Source organism: Rhizobium sp. KNZ14-9A, from assembly GCF_056755015.1.
The window spans coordinates 2,001,216-2,023,497 of the sequence record NZ_JBPGXB010000004.1 but is presented as its reverse complement, the minus strand read 5'-3'; the positions used below and the strand labels follow the sequence as shown (position 1 = coordinate 2,023,497).

The following is a 22,282-nucleotide window of genomic DNA, read 5'->3' as shown; positions in this document are numbered from 1 at the left end:
GGTCAGGCAACCTCGCAGATATCGAGGATGGTCAGCATGTAGACGCGGACCATGTCGAGATAGTCGACGATGTCGACACGTTCGTCGGGCATGGTGTTGTAACGGCCGCCGGGGCCACAGACGATGCCTTCCATGCCGAGCTCCTTGTAGAGATGGCCAGCATCGGTTCCGTAGAAGCGCGTCGGCGTGATGGCACCGGTCGGCTGCTTTTCGCTGCGCACGGCTTCATAGGCGGCGTTGATCGACTTGACGATGCGCGATTCCGGCGAGACCTCGAAGGGCGGCATCAACGGGCGGCCCTCTATCATCTCGGGAACCAGCTTGGCCTTGAGGCCGGGGAAGCGGCCTTCGAGCGCCTTCAGTTCGCGTTCGAGATCGGCCAGCACACCTTCCTGTGTCTGGCCAGGCGCGTAGCGGCACGAGCCCTTGAGGCGGACAAAATCGGCGACCTGCGGCGGGCGCCATTCCTCAAGGTTGCGTCCAAGAGCGCCATGGACGACACCGACATGACCGCGATTGATCGACCTGTGCACGTCGCTCCTGGCGCCGCTGAAGGTCATCGCATTGATACGCGGAATGATGTCGCAGGCAGCCGCGATCGCGTCAACGGACTCTTCGCGTTTGGAAAGGTGGCGGGTATCGCCGGTGAGCTCGATGACGTAGCTCAGCGCCGCGGCGTGCATGGTTACGGCAACCAGGTCGCTCGGCTCGCTGTTGATGAAGTAGTCAGCCTTCACGCCGCTGCGGATCGCCGCAAGCGTTCCGATGCCGCCCTGCAATTCGCCGACCACGAAAGTCAGGACAACATCGCCCTTCAGCTTGACGCCGGCCTCGAGTAGCGTTTTCACGGCGCAGAAATAGGCGGCGTCACCCGCCTTCATGTTCGAGACGCCAATGCCGTAGATGAACTTGTCGTCGACAAGACCGGCATAGGGATCGACCGTCCAACCTTCGGTAACCGGATTGGTGTCGAGATGGCCGTTGAACAGTAGGCTCTTTCCGCCGCCAGTGCCCTTCAGGCGGCCGATCGTGTTGAAGCGGCGGCCTTCGTCGAAGGCCTGGAGTTCGGCTTCGACGCCGATTTTTTCAAGCGCCGTGGCCATCCAGCGGGCGAGATCCTTCTCGCCCTCAGTTTCCGAATGGCTCTTGTGCTGGACCATTTTCGACAGGAAATCGAGGCAGGCCTTTTCGTCGATCCGGTCCAACAGGGACTTCGGGTCCATTGTCATGCTCCTTGATGCGGTATCATTGGTATTGAGCGGCAGCGCGCGGCACCGCCTCGATCAGGCGACGGGTATAGTCCGCCCGATCAGGACTATCGATCTCTGTGGCCTTCACCACCTCAATCAGGTCGCCGCGATACATGACGGCGATCCGGTTGGCGATCTGGCGGATCAGGTTGAGGTCGTGGGTGATGAACAGGTAGGCGGTGCCGCTCGCCTTCTGCAGTTCCAGCAGCAGTTCCACGACAGAGGCCTGCACCGAGACGTCGAGCGCCGAGGTGATCTCGTCGCAGATCACCAGCTTCGGCTTGGACGCGAACGCTCGGGCGATCGCCACACGCTGCTTTTCGCCGCCCGAAAGCTGGTGTGGATAGCGGCTTGCATGCGTGCGCGGCAGGCGAACCTGTTCCAGCATGTCGCCGATCTGCTTGTCGAGATCGGAGGCATGGCCGAACAGTTTCAGCGGCCGAGACAGGATTTCCGAAATCTTCTGGCGCGGATTGAGCGAGGCATCTGGATGCTGGAAGATGATCTGCACATCCTTGCGATAGGCATTGTCCATATCGCCGAGGTTCCTGATCTCGCGCCCGTCGAACCAGATCTTGCCCTCGAAGCGGTTGAGGCCGGTCATCGCCTTGGCGAGCGTGGACTTGCCCGAGCCCGACTCGCCGACGATGCCGAGGATCTCGCCCGGATTGACGCTGAGGCTGATGGCGTTGTTGCCGGTAACGCGCTCGGTCTTTTTGCCGGTCAGGGCGGCGAGGAGCGGCTTGCGGCCGAAATGGACGCTGACATTCTCGACCTTCACCAGTGGCTTGTCTGTTGCAACGCCATCATCCTTGACCAGCCGGTGGGCCGGATCGGGAACGGCCGCGATCAGTGCGCGGGTGTAATCCTGCTGCGGGTTGGTGAATATCTCGCGGACGTTGCCCTGCTCGATGATATCGCCGCGATTGATGACGGCAACGCGGCCTGCGGTGCGTGCCACCAGAGCAAGATCATGCGAGATATAGAGCGAGGCAACCCCGGTCTCGGCCTGAAGTTCGACGAACAGGTCGAGGATCTGGCGCGAGGTGATCACGTCGAGTGCCGTGGTCGGCTCGTCAAAGATGATGCATTCCGGGTTGCAGGCAAAAGCCGACGCAATGACGACGCGCTGTTTCTCGCCGCCCGACGCCTCATGAGGCATGCGGTTCATCATCCGCGCTGGGGTTTTGAGGCCCACGTGAGCAAGCCGTGCCTCGCCTTCCTTCCACGCCTGCTGCCGGGTCAGGCCACGATGGCGGACCAGTACTTCGGCAAGCTGGGTGCCGAGCGACAAAGTCGGGTTAAGCGACGTGCTCGGATCCTGGAACACCATGCTGATGCGCCGCCCGCGAAAAGTTTCCATCTCGCGCTCTGACTTCTCCAGAAGGTTCTCGCCATCAAGTAGGATCTTGCCGCCCGGCTCGCGGGCATTCTTCGGCAGATAACGCATGATCGACCAGGCAAGCGAAGTCTTGCCGGAGCCGGATTCGCCGACAAGGCCGAGGATCTCGCCACGGTTGATGGCGATACCGATGTTTTTCAGCGCGTGATACGGGCCGTTCGCGGTCTCGTAATCCAGCGAGTAGTTTTCGATGGTGAGAACCGGAGAAACGACCGAGCGGTTTTCTGTCTTGGTCATGGTCATCACCTCACGTCCGCGGATTGAGGGCATCGCGGAGACCGTCGCCCAGAAGGTTGAAGCCTACGGCAACGATGGCGATCGCTACGCTCGGCCAGATCAAGATGCCGGCGGAAAGATGCATATAGCGGCGCGCTTCCGACACCATCAGGCCCCATTCGGCAGCCGGCGGTTGGGCGCCGAGACCGAGAAAGCTCAGGGTCGCAAACAGCATCACCGCAAACGACATGCGAATGGTCATCTCCACGATGATCGGCGCAATCACGTTCGGCAGCATTTCGCGGCGGATGATATATCCGGAGCTCTCGCCACGGGCGATTGCTGCATTGACATAGTCCTGCTTGCGAACCGACAGCGCCACGCTTCTCGTGATCCGCGCCATGCCCGGAGCAAAGGCGATGGCGACGGCGACCAGCGCGTTGACCGTGCTGGAACCAAGAAGGTTCACGATCAGCAGAGCAAAGAGCAGGCTCGGGATCGACATCACGGCATCGATCGTGCGCATGATCAGCTCGTCGGCGCGGCCGCCGAGAAAGGCGGATGCGGTGCCGATCAGCGCGCCGATCAACGTGCCGGCAATGGTCGCCAGCACCGCCATCACGACGGTGGCGCGGGCGCCGATCAGCAGGCGGCTGCAGATATCGCGGCCATACTGGTCGGTACCCAGCCAGTAGGTCAGGCTTGGTCCTTTATAGCGGGCAAGCGGCGACAGCTTTTCCGGGTCGTAGGGCGCGACCAGCGGGCCGAAGACGACGATGAACAGGACCAGCACCACGAGGCCGAAGCCGATGGCGCCCTGAGGAGTCTTCAGGAGACGTTTGATAAACTCAGTCATACTGGATTCTCTTGTCGAGCCAGGCATAGAGGATGTCGGCAATGAAATTGACGAGCGAATAGGTGGCAGCCATGATCAGCACGCCGGCTTGGATGGCAGGCAGGTCGCGCGCCTGGATGGCGACGATCAGCTGGCGGCCGATACCGGGAATGGCGAAGATCTCTTCCACGACGATGACGCCGCCAAGCAGATAACCGACGTCCAGCGCGACGATGGTGATGGTCGGCAGAAGCGCGTTGCGCAGCGCATGGCGGCGCAGCACCTGGCCGCGGGAAATGCCCTTCAGCCGCGCCGCACGGATGTAGTCGGTATGCAGCACGTCGATGAGTTCGGAGCGCACCATGCGCGAGACATGGGCGATCAGGATGATAGAAATGACGCAGACGGGCAAGACGAGATGGGCAATGCCATCGACGAAATTTTCCGTCAGCGGCACGTAACCGGTCGCCGGCAGCCACTTCATCCAGTCGGCAAAGACAAGCACGGCAATCGTAGCGGTGACGAATTCCGGCAGTGCGACACCGGCATAGGAGATCAGGCTGACGACCATATCGGCAATCTTGCCGCGGCGGATTGCAGCGATGATGCCGAGCGGAATGGCCAGCACCAGCATCAGGCCGATCGACAGGAAGGCAAGAAGCAGCGAGCGTCCGAGTGCCTCGAACATCACCGGGCCGACCGGCTGACCGGTGCGCAGCGATGTGCCGAGATCACCCTGCAGGACATGGCCAAGCCAGGTTGCGTATTGTTGCCAGATAGGCGCATCGAGCCCCATTGTCTGGCGCAGCGCGTCGAGAGCATCCTGCGTGGCGTTCTCACCCAGCATCATGACGGCGGCGTCGGCCGGCAGGATCTGGGTTATGGCAAAGACGATCAACGACACGACGAACAGCGTGTAGACGATCATCACCAGCCGCTTGGCTATGTAATTCGGTGACAAGGTCATGTTCCTTGGCAGAAAGAGGTATCGGACGCGGCTCTCGCCGCGCCCGAAGGGATCACGACATCAGCCGCGCTTCGGCGCCTTGTCGGAGAGCGAGGCGTAGTCGAGGCGGAACACCGAGGCGCGCGGATGCGCTTCGAAGCCTTCGACCCAGCTGCGCTTGGCGGCCAGAACGTCAAAGAAGGACGGGATGATCGAGGGAACGTCCTCGTTCATGATTTCCTGTGCCTTGGTGTAAAGCTCAGTGCGCTTTGCCTCGTCGGTCGTGCCACGGGCTTCCGCGACCAGCGCATCGAACGCCTTGTTGTTCCAGCGTGTCTCATTCCAGGCCGCATCAGATGTGTAGAGCAGCTTGAAGATGCCATCCGGGGTCGGCTGCATGTTGTAGAAGCCGACGTAGAATGTGCCCTTCTTCCACACCTGCTCCAGATAGGTCGCATGCGGCATGGTCTGGACGTTGATGGTGATGCCGGCTTCCTTGGCCATTTCGCGGAGCGCTACCGCGAGCTGGGTGCGCACCGCCGGACGGTCGGAGGCAATCAGTGTCAGTTCCAGACCGTTCGCATGGCCGGCTTCGGCGAGAAGCTTCTTGGCTTCCTCGATATTCACCTCCCGCTGCTTGACCTGTTTGAAGAACTGGTAGGACGGGTTGAGTGGCGTGTCGTTGCCGACCGTGCCGAAACCTTCGGTGACGAAACCGACCATGGCTTCGCGATCGACCGTCAGGGCGATCGCACGGCGAATGCGCGCGTCATTGAACGGAGCCGTGTCGCAGCCGAAGTTGATGTTGCAGAACTGGCCGGACGGCGTGCGCAGCGTGGTGATGCCGTCATTGCCATCGACGCGCATGAATTCCGGCGGCTGGATGGTCGAGATGATGTCGATATCGCCGGCAAGCAGCGCTGAGCTTTCAGCCGAAGTGTCCGGGAAAACATGCACTTCGACGCGGTCGAGATAGGGCCGCGCAGGGTCGTAGTACTTCTCGTTGCGCTCGACGACGATCAGGCGGTCCGGCTCGTAGGACACAAGCTTGAACGGACCAGTGCCGACAGCCTTGGTCGACAGGCTCTTCAAGTCGCCGGTGGCAAAATGGGCCGGGATGATACGAGCGTTGGTGTAGGCCATCGAGACCGGAAGGTCGGCATAGGCACCGGAAAGCTTGAACAGTACGGTCGCATCGTCGACGGCGACGATATCGGCGATCGGGCCGACATTGTTGCGGCCGGGCGAAGCCGTCGCCGGGTCGAGGATCGCCTTGAACGTGGCGACGACATCCTTTGCCGTGAAGGCGGAACCGTCATGGAAGGTGACACCGGTGCGCAGCTTGAATGTCCACTCGGTTAGGCCCTCGTTCGGTGTCCAGCTTTCGGCCAGGTCCGGCTCCACCGACATGTCGACCTTGAGGCGCGTCAGGTTGCTGTAGAGCAATTCAGTCACCAAATATTCCGGGTTGACGCGGGTGAGAAGCGGATGGATGACGCTTGCCGCCTGGTCGACGGAGATTTTCAGCGTGCCGCCCTTGGCCGGCGTTGCTTGAGCAAAGCTCAGCGACGGTGCGGCCAACACGGCTGCCGTGCCGGCCAGGAAGAAGCGGCGTTTCATTTCCAGCATATGTAGTTCCCCTTGACGTATCAGTTGCTGTTTTCAGGAATGCAGTCCGCGGCGAAGTCGGCCGCGAGATAGGCGAGAATGCTCTTCGCGAGGGCGATGATGTCCTGCCGTGTCGTGTGTTCTTCGGGGCTGTGGATGCAGCTTTCCGGCCGGCCGAGGCCGCCGAGCAGCACTTCCGGCCCGAAACCGGCCCTCTGCACGTAACCGAAATCCGAACAGCTTGCGGCGCCCCATTTTTGAAAGTCTTCCGGCTTGTAGCCGAAGCCCAGCGACAGCGCCTTTTGCCATCGTGGCCAGTGCGGACCATCGGGATCGTCAGTTGGGACCAGATGCCCGACAAGATCCACAGAAAGGCCAAGCCCTGTGTCGGCGATGCAACCTCGGACCAGAGTCTCGATTTCGGCGCGTGCCTCATCGTAGTTTTCTTCCGGCGCATAACGGCGGCTGACGAGGATCTTGATCTCGGCCGGCACCTGTCCGCCGGCGGTGCCGCCGTTGATGGCCGAAATGGTCAGTTGTGGTCGAAGCGGCCCGGATGCATGCGGCGGCGGCGTTAGCCTGGATGTCCGGCTTGCCACCTCCGGTTTCAGCTTCACCAGGGCGTGGAGGACCGGAAGGGCGCCCTCGATGGCATTGATGCCGGCGCCTGTGCGATTGCCCTCGCCTGCATGCACGGCATGCCCTGTTATCGTCACCTGCAGATTGAATATGCCGAAACAGCCGGCCCAGACACGCGGTGCCGCCGATCCGTTGAAATTGATGATATGGTCCTTCAGCATGCCCTGCTCCGCGAGGTAGCGGATACCGGGATAGAGCCCGCCCTCCTCGTCGGTGCACAAAAGCAGCATCGGATCATAGGCGAGCGGCACGCCGCATACCTTGGCGGCCCGCAGCGCCAGCAAGGTTGCGGCGATCGTGCCCTTCATGTCGGCAGCACCGAGCCCGAACAGATCATCGCCCTCGACCGTCAGCCTCAGGGGATCACGAGTCCAGCCGGGCGCAACCGGCACCGTGTCGACGTGATAATAAAGGCCGCAGACAGGCTTTCCCGTTTCGCGGGTGGCAACGAGGTTGGTCCGCTCGCCAGAAGCCAGACCACCGGCTACGTACCAGAGATCACGCGGCACGACGACCCGCTCGAACTCAAACCCCAGCGGCGCCAGAAGCTCGGCCATCAGATCGGCGAAAGCGTTATAGCCCAGCCCCGGCGGGAATGAGGTGTCAACTTTGATCATCCGCGCCAGATCATCGACAGCAGCCTCGACATCCAGCTCAATCGCTGCCATGGCAGACTCAAAGCCTTGTTGCGAAGATGCTGGCTGCTGGGTGTTCATGGCAGTGTCCTCGGTACCCGTACGCCAGCCTCCTCAGCTTGCGCTTTAATATAAACTATATAGTAATAGTGGGTAGATCGAGACCATGAGTCAACTCCAAAGAAGAGGCAAATAATTGCCGGAACTGCCCAATAATTCATCAGGAGCGAGCAAGCTGACAGAATTGTCCTTGCCGCTTTACGAAGTGGTCAAGCGACAGATCACCGAAGCGATCATGATCGGCAAACTGGAACCGGGCTCTGTTCTGCCCAGCGAAGTGGCATTGTCGCAAACTTACGGCGTGGCCGTTGGGACCATTCGCCGAGCGCTGATGGACCTCACCAATGACGGCCTTCTCAGCCGCCGTCGCAAGACCGGCACCGTCGTGACCGGCCGCAAACCGCAGCACAGCCTGCGATTGTTTTTTCAGTATTTTCGACTGCACGGGCTGGATGGTTCGCTTAGCAAGTCGGTGACCAAGGTGACCTCGCTCGACAGGAGCTTTGCTTCCACCGCCGACGCGGGGAAACTTCAGATCGAGGAAGGATCGCCGATCGTCACCTTCCACCGGGTGCGCTACGTCGACGATCGACCGATCATGCACGAGACGCTGACACTTTCCTGCGAACGGGTTCCGGACTTCCCGGAGAGGGCAGAAGAAATCCCTGCGCTTTTCTACCTGCATCTACTGGAAAAGTACGGAATCCGCATCTCGGCCATACGCGAACAGATCGGTGCCGATCTCGCGACCGATTTCGATGCCCGGTGGTTAGACCTTGCCCTGCCGGCTGCCGTGCTAACGATCGACGAGGTCGCCTATGACCAACTCGCGGTCCCCATTCTCATATCCGCTCATCGCGCGACGACCGCGCACCACAGATATGTCAATGAGGTACAGTGAGCATTTGCTAATTGGCGACCCGTGTGGCCGCCTTGAGGGGAACAAGCCGGAGGCTTGCGCGCAAGTTTGATCCTGAAACCTAGCAAAATTCAGCTGTTCCTTTGTGGTGCGAGCGCCGATTTAAAGCGACTGTTGCACCCCCAGGTTTCCGAGATGATGGCTGAGCCGTTCAAAGGGTACGACCAAGGCGTCGTTGTTTTCGCTTATTTGCTGGACGGGCGTCCGATATCGCCGGCTTTCCACTCTTCACAAGCTCGCCGAGCCGGATCATCAGGAGCTGCTATCAATGCTTGCCGATGGCAGCATCTACCTGCTCTGGCCATCAGCGGCCCGGAACCTTCGGACCATGCGGATGCCCCGGATTGTGGAATGCGTCGTCTTCTCCACGACCGCCGGGTCGACATATCCAATCGGCTCGTCGAAGGCGAGGTGTAATCCTCAGTAGGCCGAGCCGTAGATCGGACCATTGCAGCCGTGGGTGTCTTCCGAATGTCCAGCCAGATCAACGAAGGACCAGATGTTGCCCTGCCGTTGAGTTCCTTGACGAGGAAGTCGCCCATGACATTGCCGAAGTGTCCGGCTCCACCATGAATTTCCGTGGTGACGGTGTCGGCCTCGATAAGACCCGTGTAAAGATCGACTGGAATGCCCGCCTTCATAGCCTTTTCGATGCCGGTGTCTGGTCACGAATGGTGCGCTGATCGTGGCCTCGTATCCCTCGCCCTTGATGCAAATGGCGAATTTTTCCGACGTCTTTTTTAGAACTCCTGCCATTCGTCGCCGGCCACGGCTACCGCGGCATTACCGGTGAAGGCGCGTGCGACCTTGCGGCCAAGGGCATGAGCCGGCGAGGCCACCGGTACGTCCCGGCCCTTGACGGGTCGCACGACAGAAGTCTGACGCGGACCAGACAGCTTGAACTGGGCCAGAAGCTCGTTTAGCGACGCGGCATCACGGGCGAGACCGTGGCTGGCGGCGGTCGATTCCTCGACCATGGCAGCGTTCTTCTGCGTGTCCTGATCCATCTGGTTGACGGCGGTGTTGATCTGTTGAAGGCCAGAAGACTGTTCCTGCGCCGATTCCACAATCGCGTTGACGTGCCGGTTGATTTCCTGCACTTCCGCAACGATCGTCGCCAGCGCCTGGCCGGTCTGGCCGACCAGGTGCACCCCGGCATTGACCTGCTCGTTCGATGTCGTGATCAGCGCCTTGATCTCCTTGGCGGCCTTGGCAGAGCGCTGTGCGAGCTCGCGCACTTCCTGGGCGACGACGGCAAAGCCCTTGCCGGCTTCACCTGCACGAGCCGCTTCCACGCCGGCGTTCAGCGCGAGAAGATTCGTCTGGAAGGCGATGTCGTCGATGACACCGATAATGTTGCTGATCTCGCCAGAAGACTTTTCGATCTGTTCCATCGCCTTGACGGCGCGCTGGACGACCTCCCCGGAGGTTTCAGCACCGCTGCGGGTGCGGGCAACAAGGGCGCCGGCTTCCTGAGCGCGCTTGGTGGCGTCCTTGACGGTGGTGGTGATTTCTTCCAGAGCGGCGGCGGTTTCCTCCACCGAAGCTGCCTGCTGCTCGGTGCGCTTGGCCAGATCGTCGGCAGCCGCCTTGATTTCGGACGAGCCGGCTTCGATGCTGCGGGCATTCTCTGCCACCTGCTCCAGAGCCGTCTGCAGCTTGCTGGCCGAGGTATTGAAATCATAGCGGACACCGTCAAGCGTCGCGGTGAAGGGCTTTTCGATGCGGTAGGACACATTGCCGTCGGAGAGATGGCTCAGTCCCTCCGCCAGGTTGTCGACGGCGAACTTGATCTCGGCGGCTTCCCGCGTCTTCTGGGCTTCGCGATCCATGCGGTCGCGTTCGGATAGACCGCGATTGTCTTCCGCTTCCTGCTCCAGGCGAAGGCGCTCGATCGCATTGTCGCGGAACACCGCCACGGCTTCTGCCATCTGGCCGATTTCGTCCTTGCGGTCGAGGCCGTCGATGGCAGCTTCCGTCTGACTGGCAGCCAGCGAAGCCATGCGTTCACGCAAGCGGGCCATCGGTACGGTGATGCCCTTATGGGCGATAGTCATGGACAGGACTGCGGCGATCGCAATCCCCAGAAGCATCCCGCAGATCGCATAGGTAATCGTGCTGGAGACCGATTGGCTCAACGTCTTGGCGCCGTTGTTGAGGATTTCGGCCATGGCGCCGTTATTGGCGCCGAATTTCGGCGAGAGATCGACGATCGCCTGGTCGAGCTTGGCGGAGAGCGTGCGAACCTTTTCTTGATCGCCTGCGGTATGGGCCTTGAGAAGATCGTCGCCGATTGCCTTCAGTGCGTCCGCTCCGGCAAGCAGTTCGTCGATCGCAGTCTTGCGGCTTGGCACTAGCGCCGGGATCTGTGTCAACCGGTCACGGGCGCCGGCAAATTCTTTCGAAAACCGGCCTGATAGATCCTGGAAAGCCGGCGTTGCCGGGTCCTGTGCCAGCGCGCGGCTCAGCCATGTCGTCGCGGTCCACATGCCGGCCGCACCGCGGGGTCCGAAGGTCGCCGCATTGCTTTCCTTCTGCAGGAACCCGGAATAGGCCTCATTGGCAGCGCTGAACTTGCTGGTGACATACATCAGGCCTGCCAGCGAAATGACGGCAAGGACGGCAATCGCCATCAGGAATTTTGTTTTGATCTTTAAATTCTTAAACATCAGATACCTCAAAAAACGCTCAATGAATGAAGGTGTATTGAAAAGCAAAATGCAGGAGCCGCAGTGGACATAATGCGGTAGCGATCAAACTTGATTGTTCGTGGATCATAGGTGCTTTTTCATAATAAAATCTTACCCTTGTCGCAGCGCACAAAAGCGCACGCCGATCTCCAATCTGCATTTCACGGGTGCTTAACCAAGGTGACAGAAGGTAATCCTGGTTTGTTGCGGCGCACAACGGGCTGCCTTTAATTGGAAAGCGAACCGTGGTTTCGGTTCCCCGCCAAGTCGGGCAAATTGATATGAAATCAAAAATCACAATCGAAGGACTTCAATGTGAATTTTTCACGCCGCAACATCATGAAGCTTTCGGCGGCCGCCTTGGCAACCGTCGTCCCGAAAATGGCATCTGCGCAAGCGATCGGCTTTACGCCAAGCCCCATCTATCCCGATCCGGCCATCCAGATTCTCGATCCGAGCTTTGCGAAGTATCGTGTCGCCAGCAGCTCGCTCGAGCAGGTCGCAACCGGCGCTCGCTGGCTGGAAGGTCCAGTCTGGTTCGGCGACGGACGCTATCTGCTCGTCAGCGACATTCCAAACAACCGCGTCATGCGCTATGACGAAGCCAATGAGAGCTGGAGCGTCTACAACGCCAACTCCAACTATGCCAACGGCCACGCCCGCGACCGCCAGGGCCGCCTGCTTTCCTGCGAACATCTGACACGCCGGGTCACCCGCACCGAATATGACGGTTCGATCACGGTGCTTGCCGATAATTACAACGGCAAGAAGCTCAACTCTCCGAACGACATCGTCTGCAAGTCGGACGGCTCCATCTGGTTCACCGATCCACCTTTCGGCATCGCCGGCGAGTGGGAAGGCGAGAAAGCAATACCGGAGCTGCCGCACTCGGTCTATCGCATCTCGCCGGACGGCAAGCTCGATCTTGTCACCGACGAGCTGAAAGGCCCGAACGGCATTGCGTTTTCGCCCGATGAAAAGAAGCTCTACATCGTCGAAGGCCGCGCATCGCCCTACCGTATCATCTGGAGCTACGACATGGGCGCAGACGGCGTGAAGCTTTCGAACAAGACGGCGTTGGTGACGGCCGACGACAATGGCGGTCTCGACGGCTTCAAGGTCGACATCGACGGCAACCTCTGGTGCGGCTGGGGATCGAGCGGCGCTGCGGGCGCCAGGCCCGAGGATCTGAACGGCGTCAAGGTCTTCAACTCGATCGGCAAGGCGATCGGCTTCATCCGCCTGCCGGAGCGTTGCCCGAACCTCGTCTTCGGCGGCCCGAAGAAGAACCGCCTCTATATGGCGAGCAGCCACTCGGTCTACGCGATCTATGTGGAAACTCGCGGCGCCGTCTGAACGCGCGAACCAAAAGCGAAGCGGTCGGGCCACCAGCACCTAGCCGCTTTCATTATCAAAGGCCAAACCGTCTCTTGCGCAGCAAATATAGGCTAATGGAAAGATACTTGTAGTGGCAGCCTGAGGCCGCTCTCCTGCCGTGAGTTCGGCCGTGCGCACTTCGGCTCGCTCGCGAGCAAAGCGACAGCCCGCTCCCTAAGCGGAGGGTGCGGCCGCGGGTGTGAGGAGAAATAGGCGTGAGCTGCGCCTTCACGCCGATGTATTTGGCGAGCATGTTGCAGAGATCGATTTCGTAGCCTACCGGCTCGCGGATGTGCCCCAATCACCTCCTCGACACTGCCCCGTCAAATAGTCGATGAACAGGTATACACCGCCCCATGGGTGCCGTGCCGCCTCGGCATATCCACGCAGATGTCGCGCAGCTTCTGTGCGTAGAAAGGAAGCTGTTGCTGGCTGCGAACGCAGAGATGGAGTTCCGTCGACGAAATAGACGGTGTTTCTGCATGAACGAACCATTACCCAACGAGATCAACTTTTGGCAAACCCATGATTGCCGAGATATGTTGGTTGCAACCGTCATTTCCTTGATCGCATCCCGTCACGACCGACAACCACAGGTCCGACGGCATGCCCCCGTCCAAAGCGACGGCGCATCGAACAGGCCCGCAGCCGCTGCCCTTAGTAAAGACCATAGCAAATAGAACTTTCGAACAGTCGCACAAGGTGCTGACCGCGCGCGGGTCCGAAAGCTGGCGCATTGCAAGGAAGACGCAATTAGACGCACCGATCTCCAGATTGGATTTTACGAACGCGGCAAGATTGCTCGCTGCAAAGCGGCTGGCCTCAGTGTCGCGGTCATCGCGGGTTGATAATGGGTGGAGGAATAAAGGAGAATATGGTGGGCCGGCGTGAATATGAATCGAATAAATAGATACTCTCAGTCCAAACCTGCGACATCGGGTCCAAAAATCATGATGTAAAATCCGGAGTGTTGAAAGCCTCGACCGGCGGTGGGTCGGAATCGAGTCTACGGATAGCGACCAGACATGTTTGGGCGCTGCAGCCCTGTGACAGTGAAGACGCCGGAATGTCGAGCGTTACGGTATTCGGATTGCCATGCCGCTCAATATTGCTATCACGGTCCATATCGAACCAGGCGCCGGTGGAAAGCCTTAACACACCCGGCATGATCGCGTCTGAAACGACGGCCGCGGAGATCAGCCGGCCGCGGGTGTTGAAGACTTCGACCAGATCACCATCAGCGATGCCACGATCAGCCGCATCGGCCGGACTGATATGGATCGGCTCGCGCCCTGCCACCTTGCCTGCCTTGCTGTGCGGGCTGGCATCAAGCTGGCTGTGCAGTCGGCGCACCGGCTGGTCCGAGATCAAATGCAGTTCCTGTTCGCCGCGCGATGCGGCACCCAGCCATTCCGGCGGTTCGAACCAGATCGGGTGGCCGGGGCAATCGGCGAGTGCGAAGCTATCGACCGTCTCGGAAAAGATCTCGATCAGACCAGACGGCGTAGGAACTGGGTTCGCACCAGGCGCGTGGCGAAACGCTTCTAACATGACGACCGGGCCTGCCTCGGGGCCGAGATCGAACAGGCCTGCCTCCCAGAATGTCTCGAAATCCGGCATGGCTATGCCTCTGGCGGCTGCATTGTCTCGGCTCACGGCATAGATGCGCCGCAGCCACCCATCCTCGTCGAGGCCTTCGGAGAAATTGATCTCGAGCCGTTTGGCCAGCGCGTCGAAAATGTCGAAATCGTTGCGCGATTGGCCAAAAGGTTCTTCGACCTTCTTCATTGCGACGACCAGATCCTCGCCGCCGGCAGCGGCGATGTCATTGCGTTCCAGCGAGGTCGTAACTGGAAGGACGATATCGGCGAGCTTTGCCGTCGACGTCCAATAGGGCTCGTTGACGACGATCGTCTCCGGCTTTTCCCAGGCTTTCAGGAGGCGGTTAAGATCCTGATGATGATGGAACGGATTGCCACCCGCCCAATAGACGAGACGGATATCCGGATAGCTGTAGTTTTTTCCATTGTAGGTGAAGCTGCCGCCCGGATTGAGCAGCATGTCGGCGACGCGCGCAACCGGAATGAAGGTCGAGACCGGGTTCTGGCTCTGCGGGAAAGTGCCGAACTTGAACCGGGCATTATCGTGCCCTACGGAATTCAGTGCGCCATAGCCAACACCGAAACCGCCTCCCGGAAGACCGATCTGACCGAGCATCGCTGCCAGCGTCACCGTCATCCAGAAAGGCTGTTCCCCATGCACGGCGCGCTGCAGCGACCAGGAGACATTGATCATCGTCCGGCTTGCAGCCATTTCCCTGGCAAGCGAGGCTATCCGGTCGGCATCGATGCCGCAGATTGCGGATGCCCATTCCGGCGTCTTGGCAATGCCATCCGTGTGCCCGAGCAGATAGGGCCTGAACCGGCCATAGCCGGTACAGTGGCTGTTGAGGAAGACGCGGTCTGCGAGGTTCTCGGTCTCCAGCACAAAGGCGAGCGCCAGCATCAGCGACACGTCGGTATTGGGGCGGACCGCCAGCCACTCGCTATCGACCGGCATATTGTCGGAGACCGGGCTGATATTGACGAAGCGGGTTCCGGCCTTTTCCATGGCCCGCATGCCTGCCGTCACCCGGTGGCGGCCAGCGCCTCCCGGCGACATCTGGGCATTCTTCGTAGGCACGCCGCCGAAGGTGACGAACAGTGTCGTATGCTTCGTCATCACGTCGAAGGACGTATGCTGGTCGAGCAGGATTTCGGTCGAGGCAACCGCATGCGGCAGGATCACCCGACCGGCCGCGAGACTGTAATTGTCAACATGGCTCACATAGCCGCCGATCAGATTGAGAAACCGGTGAACCTGGCTTTGCGCGTGGTGAAACCGTCCGGCGCTGGCCCATCCGTAAGAGCCACCGAAGATCGCCTCATTGCCGAAGGTCGAGCAGACCCGCTCGAACTCGCGGGCGAGAAGATCAAGCGCCACATCCCATTCTACCTCGACGAAGGGCTCACGCCCTCGTAAGTGAGGATTCGAGCCGGGTCCGTTTTCCAGCCAACTCCTGCGGACAGACGGTCTTGCTATGCGCACCTTCTTCAGATCGCCCGACGCCATATGAAGGCCGATCGGCGACGGATCGGAATCCTCTGCGGCGCCCCTTATTGAGGGGCTGCCCACCGGCTGGGGCACGACCTCGTAGACACCCCAATGGGCGGCAGTGCGAATCTTGCTGTTCGATGCCTTGCCTTGGCCCGTCACTTCACGGTCACCCGTTGCGCTTCGCGCTGCTGCAAGGCTTCGATGACGATGCGCGCACCGTCCTCTATCGCATGCTCGATCGCCGCGCGGGCTGCATCGGCCCGCTTATGCTGTAGCGCCTGCATCAGGTCGTCGTAGTTGTGATGATCGCTGGACCCGGACTGAGCCTCCGGATAGAGGTAGTTGAAGCCCGGTCCAGCCCTCAGCCAGAGCATTTCAATAACGCCGAGGAGGGTCGGCATGCGAGCCGCCGCGTAAAGGACGAAGCGGAATTCCTTATTCAGCGTCAGCGCCAGATGCTGGTTCTTTTCTGCCTTCGCGGCGAGGTATTTCTTCAGCAACCCTCGCATCTCGGCGATTTCCGAGCCGTTAATTTTGCCTGCGGCATTATAGGCCGCAAGCCCTTCGACAGATTTGCGGATCTCGGCGATCTCGGAATATTGCGCCACCGTCATCGTCGGCACCCGGAAAGATTGAGCCGGTTCCGCGGCCAGGACACCCGAGGCGGCAAAGCGCACCAGAGCTTCGCGAACGGGTGTAATGCTAATGCCAAGCGAGTGCGCCAGATCCTTCGTGACGAGCCTGGTCCCGGGCTCCAGCCGGCCCTCGATAAGCGCCGCGCGGATTTCATCCTCGACATGCGTAACTAGGCTCTTTCTTGGAGCTGCATTGAACAAAGCCGTACTCACATCACCCTCGTCATTGGAAAATTTGCCTGTTTTTTATCACAGATTCGGAACTGCCCATATCTTGCTCATACAGGATATATCATATATCGTCACGTCATCAACTGCCGTCCTGCCGGACGGGGGAAATGTCAACTCCGGAGAAGGTGAAGGCCGAATGAAAAGACTAGTTGCTTTAGCTCTCGCGGCATCCATGCTGCTGCCAGTCACCACAGCGACCGCCGAGGCTGCCGATCTCGTCGTCGGCCGTAGCGCTTCCACTACCGCCATGGACCCTGGCTTCCTTCGCGAGGCCGCGACCATCGTCGATAATATTTTCGACACGCTGGTCATGCGAGACAAGGACATGAAGCTCGTACCCGGACTTGCGACCTCATGGACGGCGATCGACGACACGACATGGGAATTCAAGCTCCGCGAGGGCGTCAAGTTTCACAACGGCGAGGCATTCGACGCCGAGGCCGTCAAGTTCACCCTCGACCGCGTTCTCGATCCGGCGGCAAAGTCGCCGACGGTCTCTTACATCCGCACCATCGCCAGTGTTGACGTCGTTGATCCGTCGACCGTCCGCATTAAGACCAATGGCCCCGATCCGCTGCTTCCAACCCGCATGAGCCGCTACCCGGCCTATATCGTTCCGCCGAAATACGTGAAGGAAGTCGGCAACGACAAGTTTGCCACCCATCCGGTCGGCACCGGTCCGTATAAATTCGTCGACTTCATTCCGGACCAGCATGTCATTCTCGAAGCCAACAAGGATTACTGGCGCGGCGCACCGTCAATCGACAAGGTCACCTGGCGCTCGATTCCGGACGGCACCGCTCGCGTCACGGCACTTCTGACCGGCGAAGTCGATATTATCGAAAAAGTCCCGGTGGATTTGCTCCCGCTAATCAAGGAAAGTCCCGACGCCGATCTCGTGCAGGTGAAGAATGGCGGTCTTACCATCTATCTTGGTCTTACCATGAAGGAAAAGCCACTCGATAATGTGAAGGTCCGCCAGGCGCTCAACATAGCCATCGACCGCAAATCGATCGTCGATAATATTCTTCAAGGCATGGCGGCCCCACGTGGCACCCAGGTCGGCCCCGCCGACTTCGGTTACAAAGACGTTCCAGTTCCGGCCTACGATCCTGCCAAGGCCAAGGCGTTGCTTGCGGAAGCGGGCTATCCGAACGGCTTCAGCATCAAGATGCAGTCCTCGCACATCTACATCAAGGACAGCGAAGTGGCACAGGCGATCGCTCAGCAATATGGCGACATCGGCGTGAAGATCGACCAGGAAGTGCTCGACTGGTCCGTCTATGCGCAGCAGGTGCCGCGCAAGGGCCCGATCTTCATGCTCGGCTGGGGTTCGACCCAGACGCTCGATGCGGATGCTGCCGTCTATGCCATCATGAAGACCGGCGAGCCCTACTCGACGGCCTCGATCCCGGAGATGGACAAGCTTCTCGACGAAAGCCGGGCGATCGTCGATCCGGCGAAACGCGAAGCCGTGCTCGCTCAGATCCAGGATCTGGCCGCCAAGGACGTGCCCCTCATCCCGCTGTATCAGGAGGATGCGCTTTACGGAAAGGCGAAATCGGTTACCTTTGAAGGGCGTCCGGACGCGCGTATCCCGATCTTCGACATCAGGAAGCAGTAAGACAGCATGGCGCGGTTTTGGAATGTCCGGGACAACGCGGATGCAATATTTGCGACGTTCCTTCTGGTCACGGTTCTGGCGCTCTGCCTCTTCGTGCCACTTTTGTGGCCGATCGATCCGGTGCGCGGAACCCTGACCGCGACATTCAAGCCGCCGCTCTCCGTTGTCGGCGGAGAACTCCATCCGCTCGGAACTGACCAGCTAGGGCGGGATCTTCTCGCCCGGCTGGGTCTCGGCACGTTGATCTCACTGTCGATCGTGACCGCGGCATCTGCCATCTCCGTTGTGCTCGGCACGACGCTCGGCATGATCGCCGGTTATTATCGCGGCTGGTTCGACATCGTCATCATGCGCGCCGTCGATGTTCAGCTCGCCATTCCCTTCATCCTACTGATCCTGTTGATCGTCGCGGTCATCGGACCTAGCATGGCCAATCTGGTCGTGGTGCTCGGTATTACCGGCTGGGCGGTGTTTGCCCGTGTCGCTCGCGCCAAGACGCTGGAAATTCGCGAGCTGGAATATGTCGATGCGTCCCGCTCGATCGGACTGCCGGACAGGACAATCATCTTCCGCCACATCCTGCCGAACATCATTGGGCCGCAGACCGTACTGATGACGCTGGACCTGCCGCGCCTGATTATCCTGGAAGCCTCGGTCGGCTTCCTCGGTCTCGGCGTGCAGCCGCCGACACCGACGCTCGGCAATCTGATCGGCGAAGGTCGCTCCTATATCCTGCTTGCCAACTGGCTGATTCTCTATCCCGGCCTCGTCATAGGGGCATTGGTGATCGGCTGCAATCTCATCGGTGACTGGCTCGTGCGGCGTGCCGACAGTAGGAATGCCTGACGATATGAAACCAGCGAGCTTCATCACCGGACGAGCGCTGCAGGGCATTGTCGTCATGTTCGGCGTCTCGGCTATCGTCTTCTTCGCCCTGTTCCTGACCGGCGATCCGGCCGCCCTTATGATGACGCCCGATGCATCGCGCGAAGAAATCGAGGCCTTTCGCCAGGCCATGGGCTTCAACGATCCGATCTGGGTACAATATGGCCGTTTCCTGGCCGGCGCGCTGAGCGGCGAGCTCGGCACGTCGGTGCGCTTCCACCGTCCAGCACTTGATCTCCTGGTCGAACGCCTACCGGCGACGGCGCTGCTTGCCTGCACGGCACTCGTCTGGAGTTCGCTGCTCGGTTTCCTGCTCGGCACGATCGCAGCGGTGCGCAAGAACAGCGCCATCGATTTCGCCATTCGCGTCATCTCGCTTCTCGGCCAGGCGATCCCGGTCTTCTTGCTGGCGCTGCTGCTGATCATCTTCTTCTCGCTGAAACTGCGCTGGCTGCCGTCGAGCGGTATCGGCTCGGTTGCCCAACTGGTCATGCCATCGATCGCACTCGGCGCCTATTATCTCAGCGCCATCACAAGGCTGGTGCGTGCCAGCTTGATCGAGGTTCTAGGCGAAAACTATATTCGCACCGCCCGCGCCAAGGGCATTTCCTCCTGGCGCATCATCGTTCACCATGCGCTGCGCAACGCGTTGATCCCGGTCATCACCGTGCAGGGCATGTATTTCGCCTCGCTGCTCGGGGGCGCGCTGGTGACGGAAATCATCTTCGCCTGGCCGGGCATCGGTCGTCTGGCCGTCGAAGCCATCCAGAACCGCGACTTCCCCGTAGTCCAGGCGGTCGTGCTGTTTGCGGCCGCGGTTTTCGTGGTCGTCAACTTCCTGGTCGACCTCGCCTATGTCTCGCTGAACCCGAGGATCAGGCTATGATCGACGAGTGGGCGGTCGAGGAGGCGCTGCAACTGACGCATGACTGGTGCGCCATCCCGTCGGTCAAGGGCGACGACAAGGCGCTGCGCGTCCAGGCGGACGAGATCCGCTGCTGGCTCCAGCAGCAGCTCGGCGCCGAGATCATCTGCTCCAACTCGTCGCGGGGCCGCCCGCCCGTGGTTCACGCCCGCATCGACGTGGGAGCCGCAATCACCGTCATCCTCTACAACATGTACGACGTGATGCCTGCCACGTCGCAGGGCTGGTCCGTCGATCCGTTCCGCGGCGGCATCGTCGATCTGCCGGAGATCGGTCCGAGTTTCGTCGCCCGCGGCGCCGAGAACAACAAGGGGCCGCTCGCCGGCATGCTGCTCGCCGTCAAGGCGCTTGCGGATGCGGGAAAGCTGCGCGTCAATGTCGAGATCCTCGTTGATGGCGAGGAGGAAAGCGGCAGTAGCGCCATGCGCGACTACCTGGCCAACGATGCCTGCCCGGTGCGGCAGAGCGCAGCCGCGATCTTTCCCTCCTTCTGCGAATATGGCGGCGGTCCGCCGCGGGTCTATCTCGGTTTTTCCGGCATCGCTAAGGGCGAGGTCCGTGTCGAGGGCGGCGAATGGGGTGGCCCGAAAGCGGCCATTCATTCCAGCAACGCACCCTGGATCGCCAATCCCGCCAGCCGGTTGGTCGAGGCCCTGTCATTGATCGGCAAACCGCCGACCGGCGAACTCGGCGGGATCGAGATCGACGCGGAGGCTGCCGGCATCATCGCGAGGCTGGCCGCGTCTTTCAATCCGGCGGCGGAACTGCGCTTTCGCAGAACCGAAAAGTTCGCACTCGAAGGTGGTGGCAGATCCCTCCTCGAACATGTCCTGTCGGCGGCCTCCTTCAACATTTCCAGCCTCGAAAGCATGCCGCTCACCGCCGATGGAGTCATACCGCATGGTGCCCGCGCTGGCTTCGAACTACGCACCCCGCCGACGCTCAATCCTGCCGATTTTTTGGCCACCTACCGAAATGCATTAAAGGCAACGCCCGGCGCTGTCTTGAATGTTGCGGACAGTTATCCCGGCCATCGGTTTTCCGCCGATGCGCCCGGTGTCGCACCGCTTCTGAAGAGCTACGAAAAGACCGCCCTTGCCGCGCCGCAGGTCTGGCCCTGGGCGATCGGCGCCGCCCCCGCCTATGCTTTTGCGCGGCATGCGAAGTCCTTCCTTCTCGCCGGCGCCGGTCGCGGCGGCAATGCGCATGGCATCGACGAGTTCATGACGCTCGAAGGGTATCGCCGATTCATCGAGTCCATCGCCCTCTGGCTCGATCTTGTCGCCGACGAAGCGGAGGCCGCATGAACACTATCCGCCATCTCTCCCGTGCCGACGCGATCGAAGCCGGTGCCCTTGACTGGACAGAAGCCGTCAAGGACGTGCAGGCAACGATACGCCTTCTGCGTGACGGCAAGGCCGGCATGGTCGCCGAAAGCGTCATGCCGCTCGGCGCCGATCCTCGCAACAAGGCCTATGGTCTCCCCGCCTTCGTCGGCGGCGTCTACGACGCAGCCGGCCTGAAATGGACGGTCCATCGCACCGAACCGGTGGACGATCTTCCCAGTATCAGCAGCACCACATTCATCAACGCCCTGACCGATGGCGCGCCGCTCGGCACTGTCGAAAGCGCGCTTCTGACCCGCATGCGCACCGCCGCCGTCTCGGCCGCTGCGATCCGCGGCCTGATGCCGAACGCTTTCAAAGCCGTCTCTATCCTAGGTGCTGGCGCACAGGCGCAGACGCATCTGGACATGCTGCGCAGCCTGTTTCCGGACCTGGGCGAAGTTCATCTCTGGAACCGGACGAGAGCCCATCTCGATACGTTGATCAAACAGGCAATCCCAAGCGCGATCACGCGGCTCATCCCGCATGATCACCTGCACGACGCGTTGGAAAATGCAGATGTCATTCTCTGCTGCACCTCGGCGCCGGAACCGTTTCTCGAAGCCTCCGCCGTCGGCGCCGGCCGGTTGATCATGCAGATCGGTTTCAACGAGGTGAAGTTCGAGACGATCGCTGCGACGGATCTCGTCACCGTCGATCTCTGGGGCGATTTTGCCGATAAGAGTGCAAAAAGCCTCTTCCAGATGTATCGCGCCGGCCAGTTTGCGCCCTCGCGTGTCGCGGCGGACCTGCCAGCCATCGTCCTCGATGGCTGGCAGCCACCGACAGGTGCATCGCTGTATTTCTCGAGCTTCGGCCTCAACGTTTTCGACATTGCCTTTGCGGCACGTCTGTTGCGACGGGCAAACGAACTCGGGATCGGCACCGCGATGCCGGCCATCTGATGCCTATTGCAAGGAAAGG

General features: G+C 60.5%; 17 protein-coding genes. 8 read left to right on the top strand and 9 right to left on the bottom strand.

Translation table 11 applies throughout. From position 1 onward, the window contains the following. Window positions 1-2 precede the first annotated feature (2 nt). From ACR9ZQ_RS39580 to ACR9ZQ_RS39555, 6 genes are all read right to left on the bottom strand, one after another. Entirely contained in the window at window positions 3-1,223 is a 1,221-nt protein-coding gene (locus tag ACR9ZQ_RS39580) for a M20 family metallopeptidase (RefSeq protein WP_481430651.1), read from the bottom strand. A gap of 22 nt (window positions 1,224-1,245) precedes the next feature. Then, window positions 1,246-2,889 (bottom strand): dipeptide ABC transporter ATP-binding protein, encoded by a 1,644-nt coding sequence (locus tag ACR9ZQ_RS39575; protein ID WP_310380398.1) that lies wholly within the window; start codon window positions 2,887-2,889, stop codon window positions 1,246-1,248. A gap of 10 nt (window positions 2,890-2,899) precedes the next feature. Further along, complete coding sequence (locus tag ACR9ZQ_RS39570) at window positions 2,900-3,724, bottom strand: ABC transporter permease (protein ID WP_310380396.1); 825 nt, start codon at window positions 3,722-3,724, stop codon at window positions 2,900-2,902. After that, window positions 3,717-4,664 carry an ABC transporter permease gene (locus tag ACR9ZQ_RS39565; protein WP_439018745.1) on the bottom strand — a complete coding sequence of 316 codons (948 nt, stop codon included), beginning with the start codon at window positions 4,662-4,664 and terminating at the stop codon, window positions 3,717-3,719. The genes ACR9ZQ_RS39570 and ACR9ZQ_RS39565 overlap by 8 nt, the downstream gene beginning before the upstream one ends. A 66-nt stretch (window positions 4,665-4,730) precedes the next feature. Beyond that, window positions 4,731-6,278, bottom strand: a complete 1,548-nt coding sequence (locus ACR9ZQ_RS39560) for an ABC transporter substrate-binding protein (protein WP_439018746.1) — start codon at window positions 6,276-6,278, stop codon at window positions 4,731-4,733. 20 nt (window positions 6,279-6,298) lie between these two features. Further along, window positions 6,299-7,564 (bottom strand): M20 family metallopeptidase, encoded by a 1,266-nt coding sequence (locus ACR9ZQ_RS39555; protein WP_439018747.1) that lies wholly within the window; start codon window positions 7,562-7,564, stop codon window positions 6,299-6,301. A 163-nt stretch (window positions 7,565-7,727) separates the two neighbouring features. Here ACR9ZQ_RS39555 and ACR9ZQ_RS39550 point away from each other — a divergent pair, with 163 nt between their 5' ends. Together ACR9ZQ_RS39550 and ACR9ZQ_RS39545 are read left to right on the top strand one after the other, a co-directional pair. After that, complete coding sequence (locus ACR9ZQ_RS39550) at window positions 7,728-8,492, top strand: GntR family transcriptional regulator (protein WP_481430649.1); 765 nt, start codon at window positions 7,728-7,730, stop codon at window positions 8,490-8,492. A 572-nt stretch (window positions 8,493-9,064) separates the two neighbouring features. Beyond that, window positions 9,065-9,193: a hypothetical protein gene (locus ACR9ZQ_RS39545; RefSeq protein ID WP_481430648.1), complete on the top strand. Its 129-nt coding sequence runs from the start codon at window positions 9,065-9,067 to the stop codon at window positions 9,191-9,193. Between the two features lie 57 nt (window positions 9,194-9,250). Here ACR9ZQ_RS39545 and ACR9ZQ_RS39540 read toward each other — a convergent pair whose 3' ends face one another. Then, a complete protein-coding gene (locus tag ACR9ZQ_RS39540) occupies window positions 9,251-11,179 on the bottom strand; it encodes a methyl-accepting chemotaxis protein (RefSeq protein WP_481430647.1) in 1,929 nt (642 codons plus the stop codon). Window positions 11,180-11,515: 336 nt separating this feature from the next. On the opposite strand from ACR9ZQ_RS39540, the gene ACR9ZQ_RS39535 reads away from it, so the two are divergent. Continuing rightward, complete coding sequence (locus ACR9ZQ_RS39535) at window positions 11,516-12,556, top strand: SMP-30/gluconolactonase/LRE family protein (protein WP_310380384.1); 1,041 nt, start codon at window positions 11,516-11,518, stop codon at window positions 12,554-12,556. Window positions 12,557-13,525: 969 nt separating this feature from the next. On the opposite strand, the gene ACR9ZQ_RS39530 is transcribed toward ACR9ZQ_RS39535, so the two are convergent. Together ACR9ZQ_RS39530 and ACR9ZQ_RS39525 are read right to left on the bottom strand one after the other, a co-directional pair. Next, complete coding sequence (locus ACR9ZQ_RS39530) at window positions 13,526-15,832, bottom strand: molybdopterin guanine dinucleotide-containing S/N-oxide reductase (protein WP_481430646.1); 2,307 nt, start codon at window positions 15,830-15,832, stop codon at window positions 13,526-13,528. Then, window positions 15,829-16,521, bottom strand: a complete 693-nt coding sequence (locus ACR9ZQ_RS39525) for an FCD domain-containing protein (RefSeq protein WP_481430645.1) — start codon at window positions 16,519-16,521, stop codon at window positions 15,829-15,831. The genes ACR9ZQ_RS39530 and ACR9ZQ_RS39525 overlap by 4 nt, the downstream gene beginning before the upstream one ends. A 154-nt stretch (window positions 16,522-16,675) precedes the next feature. Between ACR9ZQ_RS39525 and ACR9ZQ_RS39520 the strand changes: the two genes are divergently transcribed. Genes ACR9ZQ_RS39520 through ACR9ZQ_RS39500 form a run of 5 tightly spaced genes read left to right on the top strand, consistent with a single transcriptional unit; the run spans window position 16,676 to window position 22,263 of the window. Further along, the gene (locus ACR9ZQ_RS39520) at window positions 16,676-18,163 is read left to right on the top strand and encodes an ABC transporter substrate-binding protein (RefSeq protein ID WP_310380377.1); all 1,488 of its coding nucleotides are present in this window, start codon (window positions 16,676-16,678) and stop codon (window positions 18,161-18,163) included. Between the two features lie 6 nt (window positions 18,164-18,169). Continuing rightward, on the top strand, window positions 18,170-19,009 hold the full coding sequence (locus ACR9ZQ_RS39515) for an ABC transporter permease (RefSeq protein WP_481430644.1): 840 nt from the start codon (window positions 18,170-18,172) through the stop codon (window positions 19,007-19,009). Window positions 19,010-19,013: 4 nt separating this feature from the next. Next, window positions 19,014-19,934 carry an ABC transporter permease gene (locus ACR9ZQ_RS39510; RefSeq protein WP_481430643.1) on the top strand — a complete coding sequence of 307 codons (921 nt, stop codon included), beginning with the start codon at window positions 19,014-19,016 and terminating at the stop codon, window positions 19,932-19,934. Further along, window positions 19,931-21,280 carry a M20/M25/M40 family metallo-hydrolase gene (locus ACR9ZQ_RS39505; RefSeq protein ID WP_481430642.1) on the top strand — a complete coding sequence of 450 codons (1,350 nt, stop codon included), beginning with the start codon at window positions 19,931-19,933 and terminating at the stop codon, window positions 21,278-21,280. Before ACR9ZQ_RS39510 ends, ACR9ZQ_RS39505 begins: the two co-directional genes overlap by 4 nt. Further along, window positions 21,277-22,263 carry a hypothetical protein gene (locus ACR9ZQ_RS39500; RefSeq protein ID WP_481430641.1) on the top strand — a complete coding sequence of 329 codons (987 nt, stop codon included), beginning with the start codon at window positions 21,277-21,279 and terminating at the stop codon, window positions 22,261-22,263. The genes ACR9ZQ_RS39505 and ACR9ZQ_RS39500 overlap by 4 nt, the downstream gene beginning before the upstream one ends. Window positions 22,264-22,282 lie beyond the last annotated feature (19 nt).

Bases quoted from the DNA above. Each gene is read 5' to 3' on its own strand.
- ACR9ZQ_RS39580 (WP_481430651.1), bottom strand. From the start codon at position 1,223: ATGGACCCGAAGTCCCTGTTGGACCGGATCGACGAAAAGGCCTGCCTC.
- ACR9ZQ_RS39575 (WP_310380398.1), bottom strand. From the start codon at position 2,889: ATGACCAAGACAGAAAACCGCTCGGTCGTTTCTCCGGTTCTCACCATC.
- ACR9ZQ_RS39570 (WP_310380396.1), bottom strand. From the start codon at position 3,724: ATGACTGAGTTTATCAAACGTCTCCTGAAGACTCCTCAGGGCGCCATC.
- ACR9ZQ_RS39560 (WP_439018746.1), bottom strand. From the start codon at position 6,278: ATGCTGGAAATGAAACGCCGCTTCTTCCTGGCCGGCACGGCAGCCGTG.
- ACR9ZQ_RS39555 (WP_439018747.1), bottom strand. From the start codon at position 7,564: ATGGCAGCGATTGAGCTGGATGTCGAGGCTGCTGTCGATGATCTGGCG.
- ACR9ZQ_RS39540 (WP_481430647.1), bottom strand. From the start codon at position 11,179: ATGTTTAAGAATTTAAAGATCAAAACAAAATTCCTGATGGCGATTGCC.
- ACR9ZQ_RS39520 (WP_310380377.1), top strand. From the start codon at position 16,676: ATGAAAAGACTAGTTGCTTTAGCTCTCGCGGCATCCATGCTGCTGCCA.
- ACR9ZQ_RS39515 (WP_481430644.1), top strand. From the start codon at position 18,170: ATGGCGCGGTTTTGGAATGTCCGGGACAACGCGGATGCAATATTTGCG.
- ACR9ZQ_RS39510 (WP_481430643.1), top strand. From the start codon at position 19,014: ATGAAACCAGCGAGCTTCATCACCGGACGAGCGCTGCAGGGCATTGTC.
- ACR9ZQ_RS39505 (WP_481430642.1), top strand. From the start codon at position 19,931: ATGATCGACGAGTGGGCGGTCGAGGAGGCGCTGCAACTGACGCATGAC.
- ACR9ZQ_RS39500 (WP_481430641.1), top strand. From the start codon at position 21,277: ATGAACACTATCCGCCATCTCTCCCGTGCCGACGCGATCGAAGCCGGT.